The 13,247-nt window shown below is 62.2% G+C and carries 12 protein-coding genes; all 12 read left to right on the forward strand.

The annotated features are described in order from the left end of the window. The first annotated feature begins 16 nt into the window (after positions 1–16). From CCO03_RS05010 to CCO03_RS05065, 12 genes are read left to right on the forward strand one after another with little or no spacing between them, the layout of a single operon-like run. Positions 17–1,270 (forward strand): NADH-quinone oxidoreductase subunit D, encoded by a 1,254-nt coding sequence (locus CCO03_RS05010; RefSeq protein WP_087278034.1) that lies wholly within the window; start codon positions 17–19, stop codon positions 1,268–1,270. Continuing rightward, positions 1,267–1,758: an NADH-quinone oxidoreductase subunit NuoE gene (gene nuoE / locus CCO03_RS05015; RefSeq protein ID WP_087278037.1), complete on the forward strand. Its 492-nt coding sequence runs from the start codon at positions 1,267–1,269 to the stop codon at positions 1,756–1,758. The genes CCO03_RS05010 and nuoE overlap by 4 nt, the downstream gene beginning before the upstream one ends. Further along, a complete protein-coding gene (gene nuoF, locus CCO03_RS05020; RefSeq protein ID WP_087278039.1) occupies positions 1,755–3,107 on the forward strand; it encodes an NADH-quinone oxidoreductase subunit NuoF in 1,353 nt (450 codons plus the stop codon). Before nuoE ends, nuoF begins: the two co-directional genes overlap by 4 nt. A gap of 14 nt (positions 3,108–3,121) precedes the next feature. Next, positions 3,122–5,269 carry an NADH-quinone oxidoreductase subunit NuoG gene (nuoG, locus tag CCO03_RS05025; protein ID WP_087278043.1) on the forward strand — a complete coding sequence of 716 codons (2,148 nt, stop codon included), beginning with the start codon at positions 3,122–3,124 and terminating at the stop codon, positions 5,267–5,269. Beyond that, entirely contained in the window at positions 5,266–6,336 is a 1,071-nt protein-coding gene (gene nuoH, locus CCO03_RS05030; RefSeq protein ID WP_087278046.1) for an NADH-quinone oxidoreductase subunit NuoH, read from the forward strand. The genes nuoG and nuoH overlap by 4 nt, the downstream gene beginning before the upstream one ends. Before the next feature lie 17 nt (positions 6,337–6,353). After that, a complete protein-coding gene (gene nuoI / locus CCO03_RS05035; protein ID WP_087278049.1) occupies positions 6,354–6,866 on the forward strand; it encodes an NADH-quinone oxidoreductase subunit NuoI in 513 nt (170 codons plus the stop codon). Between the two features lie 27 nt (positions 6,867–6,893). Beyond that, positions 6,894–7,532: an NADH-quinone oxidoreductase subunit J gene (locus CCO03_RS05040; RefSeq protein WP_087278053.1), complete on the forward strand. Its 639-nt coding sequence runs from the start codon at positions 6,894–6,896 to the stop codon at positions 7,530–7,532. Continuing rightward, complete coding sequence (nuoK, locus tag CCO03_RS05045) at positions 7,529–7,840, forward strand: NADH-quinone oxidoreductase subunit NuoK (protein WP_087278056.1); 312 nt, start codon at positions 7,529–7,531, stop codon at positions 7,838–7,840. The genes CCO03_RS05040 and nuoK overlap by 4 nt, the downstream gene beginning before the upstream one ends. A 6-nt stretch (positions 7,841–7,846) precedes the next feature. Then, a complete protein-coding gene (gene nuoL, locus CCO03_RS05050) occupies positions 7,847–9,880 on the forward strand; it encodes an NADH-quinone oxidoreductase subunit L (protein ID WP_087278059.1) in 2,034 nt (677 codons plus the stop codon). A 13-nt stretch (positions 9,881–9,893) separates the two neighbouring features. Further along, positions 9,894–11,378, forward strand: coding sequence for an NADH-quinone oxidoreductase subunit M (locus CCO03_RS05055; protein ID WP_087278062.1), 1,485 nt, complete (start codon positions 9,894–9,896; stop codon positions 11,376–11,378). A 13-nt stretch (positions 11,379–11,391) separates the two neighbouring features. Continuing rightward, positions 11,392–12,897 carry an NADH-quinone oxidoreductase subunit NuoN gene (gene nuoN, locus CCO03_RS05060; protein ID WP_087278065.1) on the forward strand — a complete coding sequence of 502 codons (1,506 nt, stop codon included), beginning with the start codon at positions 11,392–11,394 and terminating at the stop codon, positions 12,895–12,897. Beyond that, positions 12,894–13,196 carry a DUF2818 family protein gene (locus CCO03_RS05065; protein WP_087278067.1) on the forward strand — a complete coding sequence of 101 codons (303 nt, stop codon included), beginning with the start codon at positions 12,894–12,896 and terminating at the stop codon, positions 13,194–13,196. The genes nuoN and CCO03_RS05065 overlap by 4 nt, the downstream gene beginning before the upstream one ends. The last annotated feature ends 51 nt before the right edge of the window (positions 13,197–13,247 follow it).

The following is a 13,247-nucleotide window of genomic DNA, read 5'->3' on the forward strand; positions in this document are numbered from 1 at the left end:
GGACTGTGACGTTCCCATGGCAGAAATCAAGAACTACACCCTGAACTTCGGGCCGCAGCATCCCGCAGCGCACGGCGTGCTGCGCCTGGTGCTCGAGCTCGATGGTGAGGTCGTGCAACGTGCCGACCCGCACATCGGTCTGCTGCATCGCGCGACGGAAAAGCTGGCCGAGCACAAGACCTTCATCCAGGCGCTGCCCTACATGGACCGCCTGGATTACGTGTCCATGATGTGCAACGAGCACGCGTATTGCCTGGCCGTCGAAAAGCTGCTGGGCATCGAGGTGCCGATCCGGGCGCAGTACATCCGCGTGATGTTCTCCGAGATCACCCGCATCATGAACCACCTGATGTGGCTGGGTTCGAGCGGCAACGACGCGGGTTCGTCGACCGCGCTGATCTACACCTTCCGTGAGCGGGAAGACCTGTTCGACATGTACGAGGCCGTGTCCGGGGCCCGCATGCACGCGGCCTATTTCCGGCCCGGCGGCGTGTACCGCGATCTGCCGGAGACCATGCCGCAGTACAAGGCGAACAAGATCCGCAACGCCAAGGCCCTGGAGGCCCTGAACGATCTGCGCAAGGGCTCGCTGCTGGACTTCATCGACGACTTCACGCAGCGCTTTCCGGCCTGTGTGGACGAGTACGAAACCCTGCTGACCGACAACCGCATCTGGAAGCAGCGCAACGTGGGCATCGGCGTGATCGAGCCCGATCGCGCCATCAACCTGGGCCTGACCGGGCCCATGCTGCGCGGCTCCGGCGTTGCCTGGGATCTGCGCAAGAAGCAACCCTATGAAGTCTATGACCGCATGGATTTCGACATCCCGGTGGGCAAGACGGGCGACTGCTACGACCGTTACCTGGTGCGCGTGGCCGAGATGCGCGAGTCCAACCGCATCATCAAGCAGTGCGTGGACTGGCTCAAAGCCAACCCTGGTCCGGTCATCGTGGACAACCACAAGGTGGCGCCGCCATCGCGGGTGTCCATGAAGGAAAACATGGAAGAGCTGATCCACCACTTCAAGCTCTTCACCGAAGGCATGCACGTGCCGGAAGGCGAGGCCTACGCGGCCGTGGAACACCCCAAGGGCGAGTTCGGCATCTACCTGATCAGCGATGGTGCCAACAAGCCGTATCGCCTGAAGATTCGCCCGCCAGGTTTTGTGCACCTGGCTGCCATGGATGAAATGTCCAAGGGCTATATGTTGTCTGACGCGGTGATGGTGCTGAGCACCCTGGACATCGTGTTTGGAGACGTGGACCGATGATCACCGAAGCAACCAAGGCCCGCTTTGCGCGCGAAGTGGCCAAATATCCGCCTGAAGGCATCCAATCGGCCGTGATGGCCTGTCTGAGCATCGTTCAGCAGGAGTATGGTTGGGTTTCCGCTGAGTCTGAAAAGGCTGTGGCGGAATACCTCGACATTCCGCCGATGGCCGTGCACGAAGTCACGACCTTCTACAACATGTACAACCAGCACCCGGTGGGCAAGTTCAAGCTCAACGTGTGCACCAACCTGCCGTGCCAGCTGCGCAATGGCCAGCACGCGCTCGAGCACCTCGAGAAGAAGCTGGGCATCCATGCCGGTGAAACCACGGCCGACGGCTTGTTCACGCTGCAGCAGTGTGAATGCCTGGGTGCCTGCGCCGACGCGCCCGTGATGTTGGTCAACGACCGCACCATGTGCAGCTTCATGGAAGACGACAAGCTCGATCAGCTGATCGACGGGCTGCGCCAGGCGGAGGGCCAAGCATGAACGCCCAGCAGGTTCTGTCGCAGTTTGCCGCTTCGGGCGTGCAAACCTGCTTCCACGATCGCCACCTCGGCCCGCAGATCTACGAGGGTCTGAATGGCAGCAACTGGTCGATCAAGGATTACGAGGCGCGTGGTGGCTACCAGGCGCTGCGCAAGATCCTGGGCCAGGACGGCGGTGCCGGTCTGACGCAGGACGAGGTCATTGCCACGGTCAAGGAGTCGGGCCTGCGCGGACGCGGTGGCGCCGGTTTCCCGACGGGCCTGAAGTGGAGCTTCATGCCCCGCCAGTTCCCGGGCGCCAAGTACCTGGTCTGCAATTCGGACGAGGGCGAGCCGGGCACCTGCAAGGACCGCGACATCCTGATGTTCAACCCCCACATCGTCATCGAAGGCATGGCCATCGCGGCCTACGCCATGGGGGTGAAGGTCGCCTACAACTACATCCATGGCGAAATCTTCGAGGTGTACGACCGCTTCGAAGCCGCCCTGGAAGAAGCGCGTGCCGCGGGTTACCTGGGGGACAACATCCTGGGCAGCACCTTCAGTTTTCAGCTGCATGCCCACCATGGTTTCGGCGCCTACATCTGTGGCGAGGAAACCGCCTTGCTGGAATCGCTGGAAGGCAAGAAGGGTCAACCCCGCTTCAAGCCGCCGTTCCCGGCCAGTTTTGGCCTGTACGGCAAGCCCACCACCATCAACAACACCGAGACCTTTGCCGCCGTGCCGTGGATCATCCGCAATGGCGCCAAGGAGTACCTCGAGATCGGTCTGCCCAACGCGGGCGGCACCAAGATCTTTTCCGTGTCCGGTGACGTCGAGCGTCCCGGCAATTACGAGGTGCCGTTGGGGACGCCGTTCGCCAAGCTGCTGGAGCTCGCCGGCGGCGTGCGCGCCGGGCGTCAGCTCAAGGCCGTGATTCCGGGTGGCTCGTCGGCGCCCGTGCTGCCGGCTGACATCATGATGCAGACCAACATGGACTACGACAGCATCTCCAAGGCAGGGTCCATGCTGGGTTCGGGTGCCGTCATCGTCATGGACGACTCGCGGTGCATGGTGAAGTCGCTGCTGCGCCTGTCTTACTTCTACATGCACGAGTCCTGTGGCCAATGCACTCCCTGCCGCGAGGGCACGGGCTGGCTGTGGCGCCTGGTCGAGCGCATCGAGAAGGGCGAAGGCCGGCCCAGTGACATGGACCTGCTCGATTCCGTCGCCGGCAACATCATGGGACGCACGATCTGTGCGCTGGGTGACGCAGCGGCCATGCCTGTCCGCGGCATGCTGAAACATTTCCGCCACGAGTTCGAGCACCACATCGAACACAAGTCGTGTGTGGTTCCTGCTTACGTCTGATTCGGTAGATATTCATGGTTGAAGTCGAAATCGACGGCAAGAAGGTGGAGGTCACCGAAGGCAGCATGGTCATGCATGCGGCTGACAAGGCTGGCACCTACATCCCCCATTTTTGCTATCACAAGAAGCTGTCCATCGCGGCCAACTGCCGCATGTGTCTGGTTGATGTGGAGAAGGCACCCAAGGCGGTGCCGGCCTGCGCCACACCAGTCACCCAGGGCATGATCGTGCGCACCAAGAGCGACAAGGCCGTGTCGGCCCAGCGCTCGGTGATGGAATTCCTGCTGATCAACCATCCGCTGGATTGCCCCATCTGCGACCAGGGCGGCGAGTGTCAGCTGCAGGATCTGGCCGTCGGCTATGGCGGTTCGTCGTCGCGCTACCAGGAAGAAAAGCGCGCGGTGGTGCCCAAGGACGTGGGGCCGCTGATTTCCATGGAGGAGATGAGCCGCTGCATCCACTGCACACGCTGTGTGCGTTTCGGCCAGGAGATCGCGGGCGACATGGAACTGGGCATGTCCAACCGTGGTGAGCATGCCGAGATCGAAACCTTTGTCGGCGACACGATCGATTCGGAACTCTCGGGCAACATGATCGACATCTGCCCCGTGGGCGCGTTGACCAGCAAGCCCTTCCGCTATTCGGCGCGGACCTGGGAGTTGTCGCGTCGCAAGAGCGTGAGCCCGCACGACAGCACCGGCGCCAACCTCATCGTCCAGGTCAAGAACCACAAGGTCATGCGCGTTGTGCCGCTCGAGAACGACGCCGTGAACGAGTGCTGGATTGCCGACCGCGACCGCTTTTCGTACGAAGCCCTGAATTCCGAAGACCGCCTCACGCGCCCCATGATCAAGCAGGGTGGCGCCTGGAAAGAGGTGGATTGGGAGACCGCGCTCAACTACGTGGCCAATGGCGTCAAGCAGATCCGGGCCGAGCACGGTGCGAACAGCATCGGCATGCTGGTGAGCCCGCACGCCACCGTGGAGGAAGGTCACCTGGGCGCGCAGCTGATGCGTGCGCTGGGCAGCGCCAACGTAGACCACCGCCTGCGCCACGCGCAATTCGGCGTGTTCGAAGGGGTGCGCTGGCTGGGCCGTTCGATCGCCTCGTTGAGCCATCTGAATGGCGCGCTTGTGCTGGGCTCCAACCTCCGCAAGGAACACCCGCTGTTTGCGCAGCGCATCCGTCAGGCGGCGCGCAGTGGCGCCCAGGTGGCGGCCATCGTGGACGCGGCGCAGTATCGTGGTCAACACGCTTGGGCCATGAACGTGAGTTCGGTGATACTGGCTGCACCAGCCTCTTGGCTGGATGCGCTGGCCAGCGTGGCTGCTGCGGTGGCCAAGGCCAAAGGCGTGGCAGCGCCCGTGAACGCCTCCGACAGCGAAGAGGCTGCACAGGTCGCCCAAGCCCTCTTGGCTGGCGAGCAAACCGCCATCCTGTTGGGCAATGCGGTGGCACACCACCCCAATGCCGACAGCTTGCTGGCCCTGGCCAACTGGCTGGGTGCGCAGACGGGTGCCAGCGTGGGCTTCCTGACCGAAGCCGCCAACACCGTGGGGCTGCAGGCCGCGCGCGTGCTGCCGGGCGAGGGCGGTTTGAATGCGCAGCAGATGCTGGCGGGTGGGCTCAAGGCGGCGTTCCTGCTCAATTGCGAACCCGAGTTCGACTCGGCGCTGGGTGCTCAGGCCGTTGCCGGCCTCGACCAAGCTGAGATGGTGGTGACCTTGAGCCCGTTCAAGGCCAACATGGCATTCAGTGACGTGTTGTTGCCGATCGCGCCGTTCAGCGAGACCTCGGGCACGTTCGTCAACGCCGAAGGTCGGGTGCAGAGTTTCCACGCCGTGGTGCGCCCGCTGGGCGACACGCGTCCTGCATGGAAGGTGCTGCGCGTATTGGCCAATGTGCTGGAACTGCCCGGGTTTGACTTTGACGCCTCGCCGGCCGTGCTGGCTGCGGCGCTGGGGGATGGCGTGCAGCAGCTGACCGACACGCAATTGAGCAACCGCACGAACGCTTCGGTGCGTGCGTCGACGTCGAACGTCGCGCCTGCGGTTGCCGCCATGTATCAACTCGATTCATTGGTCCGCCGCGCGCCTGCCCTGCAGGCGACGCAGGACGGCCGTGATGCGCAAGCCGCACTGTCCGTGGGAGGTGCGCAATGATTGACGCGCTGTACAACTGGGGCGCAGGCCTCATTGCTGCGCCGTGGTGGACGGACGCCGTGTGGGTGTTGATCTGGACCTTGATCAAGATCGTCGTGGTGCTACTGCCCCTGATGGGCGCGGTCGCCTACCTCACGCTGTGGGAGCGCAAGCTGCTCGGCTGGATGCAGGTTCGCTATGGCCCGAACCGGGTCGGTCCCTTTGGCTTGCTGCAACCGATCGCGGACGCGGTCAAGCTGCTGACCAAGGAAATCATCCGCCCAGCGGCGTCCTCCAAGGGCTTGTTCCTGCTGGGGCCGCTGATGGCCATCATGCCGGCGCTGGCCGCCTGGGTGGTGGTGCCGTTTTCGCCGGACGTGGCCTTGGCCAATGTCAACGCAGGTCTGTTGCTGGTCATGGCCATCACCTCGATCGAGGTCTATGGGGTGATCATCGCCGGCTGGGCGTCGAACTCGAAGTACTCCTTCCTGGGCGCCATCCGTGCCTCGGCCCAGATGGTGAGCTACGAAATCGCCATGGGCTTCTGTTTCCTGGTGGTGATCATGGTGTCGGGCTCGCTGAACCTGACCGAGATCGTCATGGGCCAGGGCCGCGGCGATCATTTCGGCGGCAACATGTTCTCGTGGAACTGGCTGCCACTGCTGCCGATCTTCGTGGTCTACATGGTGTCTGGTGTGGCCGAGTGCAACCGCCCGCCGTTTGACGTGGTGGAGTGCGAAGCCGAATTGGTGGCCGGTCACATGACCGAGTATTCCGGCATGGGCTTTGCCATCTTCTTCCTGGCCGAATACGCCAGCATGTGGCTGGTGTCCATCCTGGCCGTGATCATGTTCTTCGGCGGCTGGCTGCCCCCGTTCGAGTTCCTGTCCTTCATCCCGGGCTGGATCTGGTTGGCCATCAAGACGTTCTGCGTGGTGTCCCTGTTCATCTGGTTCCGCGCGGCCTTTCCCCGCTTCCGCTATGACCAGGTCATGCGCCTGGGCTGGAAGATCTTCATTCCGGTGACCTTGATCTGGTTGCTGCTGGTTGGTGTTTGGCTCCACTCGCCTGCCAACATTTGGCACTGAGGCCGGAGGGTTCACATATGGCATCGATTGCTGCAACACCTTTTTCCCTCAAAGACTTCGTCAAGAGCTTTGCCCTGTTTGAACTGCTGTTCGGCGGCATGCGCCTGACGGGGGGGTATACCTTCAAGCGCAAGGTCACCGTTCAGTATCCTGAAGAGAAGACCCCGTTGAGCCCGCGGTTTCGGGGACTGCACGCCCTGCGCCGTTACGACAACGGCGAAGAGCGCTGCATCGCCTGCAAGCTGTGCGAAGCGGTCTGCCCCGCTGTGGCCATCACCATCGAATCGGATGTGCGCGACGACGGCCAACGCCGCACCACACGCTACGACATCGACCTGACCAAGTGCATCTTCTGCGGCTTCTGCGAAGAAAGCTGCCCTGTGGACTCCATCGTGGAAACCCAGATCCTGGAATACCACGGCGAGAAGCGTGGCGACCTGTACTTCACCAAGGACATGTTGCTGGCTGTGGGTGACCGCTACGAACAAGAGATCGCCGCGGCCAAGGCTGCCGATGCGAAGTACCGCTGACGCCGTGCGTTCGAGAAGAAGACACCCATGAATTTCTCAACGGTATTTTTCTACCTGTTCTCGGTGGTGCTGCTGTTCTCGGCCTTCCGGGTCGTGACTGCCCGCAACCCCGTGCACGCGGTGCTGTTCCTGATGCTCGCGTTCTCGCAGGCCGCTGGCCTGTGGCTGCTCCTTCGCGCCGAGTTCCTCGCCATCACGCTGGTGCTGGTGTACCTGGGCGCCGTGATGGTGCTGTTCCTGTTCGTGGTCATGATGCTGGACATCCGCATCGATGGCGTGCGTGAAGGGTTCTGGCGGCAAGTGCCGGTGGCGGTGGTCATTGGCGCCGTTGTGGTGGTGCAGCTGGTCACTGTGCTGATGGGCAGCTTCGGCCTGGTCGACGCGCCGCTGCAGCCCATGGGCGACGAGATTGGCAACACCAAGGCCCTTGGCATCCTGCTCTACACCCAATACCTCTACCCCATTCAGATCGCTGCGGCCATTTTGTTGGTGGCCATGGTGGCGGCCATTGCACTGACCCTGCGTCGTCGCAAGGACACCAAAAAGTTGGATGCCTCGGTGCAAGTGCGCGTGAAGGCCGGCGACCGCCTGCAAATGGTGAAGATGGCGCCCACCCCGGAAGCGCAGCCTGTGGCCGACGCGGCCGCAGAGGAGAAGAAGGCATGAGCCAGATCACATTGGGCCACTTCCTGACCTTGGGCGGCATCCTGTTCGCCATGGCCACGGTGGGCATTTACCTGAACCGCAAGAACCTCATCGTCTTGCTGATGGCGGTGGAGCTGATGCTTCTGGCCGTGAACATGAATTTCGTTGCCTTCTCCCATTACCTGGGCGACATGCACGGTCAGGTGTTCGTGTTTTTCGTGCTCACGGTCGCTGCGGCTGAGTCGGCCATCGGCCTGGCCATCCTGGTGCTGTTGTTCCGCAACCGCGCCAGCATCGCCGCCGACGAGTTGGATTCTCTGAAGGGTTAAAACAAGATGAATCAAACCCTCCAGGCAGGCTGGTTGCTTGCCGTTCCCCTGTTGCCTTTGCTGGGTTCCATCCTGGCGGGGGTGTTCGGCACCAAGCTCGGTGGCAACCTGCTGGGCCGTGCCGCGTGTCACAGCATCACCATCCTTGGTGTGTTTCTGTCGTTCGCCATCTCTGCATGGACGCTCTACCAGGTCATGCACGGGGCCAGCTTCAACGACACCCTCTACACCTGGATGGTGGTCGGTGGCCTGAAGATGGAGATCGGCTTTCTGGTCGACTCGCTGACCGCCATGATGATGGTGGTGGTGACGTCGGTCTCGCTGATGGTGCACATCTACACCATCGGCTACATGCACGACGACGAAGGCTACAACCGCTTCTTCTCGTACATCTCGCTGTTCACGTTCTCGATGTTGATGCTCGTGATGAGCAACAACATGCTGCAGCTGTTCTTTGGCTGGGAAGCCGTGGGCCTGGTGTCGTACCTGTTGATCGGCTTCTGGTACAAGAAGCCCACGGCCGTGTTCGCCAACATGAAGGCCTTCGTGGTCAACCGGGTCGGTGACTTCGGCTTCATCCTGGGCATCGGCCTGGTTGCGGCCTACACCAACACGCTGAACTACAGCGAAATCTTCGCGCGTACCGACCTGTTCGCCACGCAGCTGCTGCCGGGCACCGGCTGGATGCTGGTGACGGTGATCTGCATCTGCCTGTTCATCGGTGCCATGGGCAAATCGGCCCAGGTCCCGCTGCACGCCTGGCTGCCCGACTCCATGGAAGGCCCGACCCCGATCTCGGCCCTGATTCACGCCGCCACCATGGTGACGGCCGGCATCTTCATGGTGTCGCGCATGTCGCCGATCTTCGAGCTGTCGGATGCCGCGCTGAGCTTCATCATCGTCATCGGCGCGACCACGGCCCTGTTCATGGGGTTCCTGGGCATCATTCAGTACGACATCAAGCGCGTGATTGCGTACTCCACGCTGTCGCAGTTGGGGTACATGACGGTGGCCCTGGGCGCCTCGGCCTACTCCGTGGCGGTGTTCCACCTCATGACGCACGCCTTCTTCAAGGCCTTGCTGTTCCTGGGTGCCGGCTCGGTCATCATCGGCATGCACCACAACCAGGACATCCGCTGGATGGGCAACGTCAAGAAGTACATGCCCATCACATGGCTCACCTTCCTGATTGGGAACCTGGCCCTGATCGGTACGCCGCTGTTCGCCGGCTTCTACTCGAAGGACGCGATCATCGTGGCCGCTCACGCTGCGGCTGAACATGGCTTGTTCGGTGCCGGTTACGCCTACTTCGCGGTGCTCGCGGGCGTGTTCATCACGGCGTTCTACTCGTTCCGGGTGTACTTCATCGTCTTCCATGGCAAAGAGCGCTTCGACCAGAATCCCGATGCGCATCACCACCACGACGATCACCATGGTCACGGCCATGACGACAAGCCGCACGAATCACCCTGGGTGGTGACCCTGCCGCTGGTGCTGCTGGCCATCCCATCGATCGGCGCGGGCTACGTGATCATGGAGTTCCTCTTCGGCGACTTCTTCAAGAACGTCATCTTCGTGGACGCGGTCAAACACCCGGCCATGGCCGAACTGGCGAACGACATCCATGGCGTGTTGGCCATGACCACGCACGGCTTCATGACCGCGCCGCTGTACCTGGCCGCGGCCGGTGTGCTGTGCGCCTATGTGTTCTACATGCTCAAGCCCGAGATTCCCGCTCAGCTCAAGGCGTTCTTCCAGAAGATCAAGGTCTACCAGCTGCTGGAAAACAAGTATGGCGTGGACTGGATCTACGAGAACATCTTCGCGCGCGGCGGCCGCCTGATCGGCAGCCTGCTCTGGAAGGTGGGTGATCGCGGCCTGATCGATGGCCTGATCGTGAACGGCTCGTGGAAGGTGGTCGGCTGGGTGTCTGGCGTGGTCCGCTGGTTCCAGAGCGGTTACCTCTACCAATATGCGCTCGTGATGATCTTGGGGATCTTCGTGCTGATGTCGTATTTCGTGATCTGGCCGGCCAAGTAGGAGAAGAAGAAAAATGGTTGCTACGCCTTGGTTGAGCCTTTCAATCTGGTTGCCGATCGCCATCGGCGCCTTCTTGCTGCTGTTGAGCAAGCCAGGCCAAGCGCAGATGGTGCGCTGGATTGCCTTGCTCGGTTCACTGGTCAGCTTCTTGGTGACCCTGCCGGTCTACACCAACTTCCAGCTGGGCACGGCCCAGATGCAACTGGAGGAAAAGCGCTTGTGGATCGAGACCTTCAACGTCTTCTACCACCTGGGGGTGGACGGTTTGTCGCTGTGGTTCGTGCTGCTGACCGCCTTCATCACCATCATCGTGGTGATCGCCGGCTGGGAAGTCATCCAGGACCGCGTGAACCAGTACTTTGGCGCCTTCCTGATCCTGAGCGGGCTCATGATCGGCGTGTTCTCGGCGCTCGACGGCCTGCTGTTCTACGTCTTTTTTGAAGCCACGCTGATCCCGATGTACCTCATCATCGGCATCTGGGGCGGCCCGAACAAGATCTACGCCGCGTTCAAGTTCTTCCTGTACACGCTGCTGGGCTCGCTGCTGACACTGGTCGCCTTCGTCTACCTGTTCAATGCCTCGGGTGGCAGCTTTGACATCCAGACCTGGCATCAAACCCCGCTGGGTGCCACGGCGCAGACACTGATCTTCTTTGCCCTGTTCGCAGCTTTTGCGGTCAAGGTGCCGATGTGGCCGGTGCACACCTGGCTGCCCGACGTGCACGTGGAAGCGCCCACGGGTGGCTCCGCCGTGCTGGCCGCCATCATGCTGAAGCTGGGTGCCTACGGTTTCCTGCGCTTCTCGCTGCCCATCGTGCCCGATGCAGCCCGCGAATGGTCGGGTCTGATGATTGGCCTGTCGCTGGTTGCCGTGGTCTACGTGGGCCTCGTGGCGCTGGTTCAGAAAGACATGAAGAAGCTGGTGGCCTACTCGTCGGTGGCCCACATGGGTTTTGTCACGCTGGGTTTCTTCATGTTCAACTCGCTGGGCGTGGCCGGTGGCATCGTGCAGATGATTGCCCACGGCTTCGTGTCGGCCGGCATGTTCCTGTGCATCGGTGTGCTGTATGACCGCGTGCATTCGCGTGACATCGCGGCCTATGGCGGCGTGGTCAACACCATGCCCAAGTTCGCGGCCTTCGCCCTGCTGTTCACCATGGCCAACTGTGGCCTGCCGGGTACGGCCGGCTTCAACGGCGAATGGATGGTCATTCTGGGCGCCGTGAAGTTCCACTTCAGCATCGGCGTGCTGGCCGCCACGGCCCTGATCCTGGGTGCGGCCTACAGCCTCTGGATGTACAAGCGGGTGTACCTCGGTGAGGTGGCCAACGACCATGTGCGCGACCTGCAGGACATCAACGGCCGCGAGTTCCTCATGCTGGCTTTGCTGACGGCGGCCGTGCTCTACATGGGCATCTACCCCAAGCCGTTCACCGACGTGATGGATGCATCGGTGATCGAGTTGCTGCGCCATGTGGCCGTTTCCAAATTGAATTGAGAAGAGACTGGTCATGATTGATTCAACCAGCGTGGTGGGCAAAAGCGACCTGATCGCCATCTACCCCGAGATCTTTTTGCTGGTGATGGCGTGCGTCGTCGCCCTGGTCGACCTGTCGGTCAAGTCGCGCTTGCGCACGGGCACCTATGTGCTGGCCGTGTTGACCACGGCCGGCGCCGCCTTGCTCACCGGCCTGTATGCCGCCGGCGGCCAGACGCTGTTTGCGTTCGATGGCCTGGTGGTCAGCGACCCCATGGGCAACTGGCTCAAGTGCTTTGCGGCCATCGCCATGCTCGTCACCTTCATCTACGGCCGGCCCTATGCGGGCGACCGCGACATGCTGCGTGGCGGCGAGCTGTTCAGCATGGGCCTGCTGTCGTTGTTGGGCATCTACGTGATGATCTCCGGCCACCACTTCCTGACCATTTACCTGGGTCTGGAACTGCTGACCCTCTCCAGCTACGCCATGGTGGCCCTGCGCCGCGACAGCGGTGCAGCCACCGAGGCCGCCATGAAGTACTTCGTGCTGGGCGCCATGGCCTCGGGCTTCCTGCTCTACGGCATGTCCATGCTGTATGGCGCGACCGGTTCGCTCAACGTCAGCGAGGTCTACCAGGCCATCGCCTCGGGTCAGATCAACAAGCAAGTGCTGGTGTTCGGCCTGGTGTTCATCGTGGCGGGCGTGGCCTTCAAGTTCGGCGTCGTGCCGTTCCACATGTGGATCCCCGACGTCTACCAGGGTGCCCCCACGGCCGTGGCGCTGATCGTGGGCGGTGCGCCCAAGCTGGCGGCTTTCGCCATGGCGATCCGCCTGCTGGTCGAAGGCATGCTGCCGCTGTCATTCGACTGGCAGCAGATGCTGATCCTGCTGGCCATCGCGTCGCTGCTCGTCGGCAACCTGGCGGCTGTCGCCCAGACCAACATCAAGCGCATGCTGGCGTACTCGACCATCGCGCAGATGGGCTTCGTGATGCTGGCGCTGGCCTCCGGCGTGTTTGGGGGCAACGCCTCCATGGCGCCCGACGCCTACGGCGCCGCCATGTTCTACATGGTGACCTATGTGCTGACCACGCTGGCGTCGTTCGGCATCATCTTGCTGCTGGCCCGTGAAGGCTTCGAGCACGAGGAAATCGCCGATTTCGCCGGCCTGAACCAGCGCAGCCCCCTCTACGCGGGCGTGATGACCATCTGCCTGCTGTCGCTGGCCGGCATCCCGCCGCTGGTCGGCTTCCAGGCCAAGCTGACGGTCATCCAGGCCCTGCTGGCCTCGGGCTCGTCCTTCTACATCGGCCTGGCGGTGTTCGCCGTCATCATGTCGCTGATCGGCGCCTTCTACTACATCCGCGTCATCAAGGTCATGTACTTTGACCAGCCCGCCGAGGTCACGCACCCGGTGCGTGCCGGGTTTGACGTGCGTGCCACGCTGTGCGTGAACGGCCTGCTGGTGTTGGTGCTGGGGGTCATGCCCGGTGGCTTGCTGGCGTTGTGCTACGGCGCCGTCCAGACCCTGTTCCGGTGAACCAGTCCCAGCTGCTCTGGATCTTGCTGTTGGCGGCCCTGGTGGCCGCCAATTTGCCATTTGTCAACGACCGATGGCTGGCCATCGGCCCGCGCATGCGCACGCGCAAGCACCTGGGCTGGCGCCTGGGTGAATGGCTGGTCTGGCTGGTGGCCGTGATTGCCCTGGGTCGCGGCCTGGAGCAGTGGCTGGGCCAGGCCGCCCCGCAGGGCTGGGCCTTTTATGCGGTCATGACCTGTTTGTTCGCGACCTTTGCCTTTCCGGGTTTTGTCTACCGGCATTTACTCAAGCGTAAATGAGCAGTATGGCCTAGTCGTTGTAAATGAAACGGCAACAGCCGCATACTCCAT

The organism is Comamonas serinivorans, assembly GCF_002158865.1.
Lineage (GTDB): Bacteria > Pseudomonadota > Gammaproteobacteria > Burkholderiales > Burkholderiaceae_C > Comamonas_E > Comamonas_E serinivorans.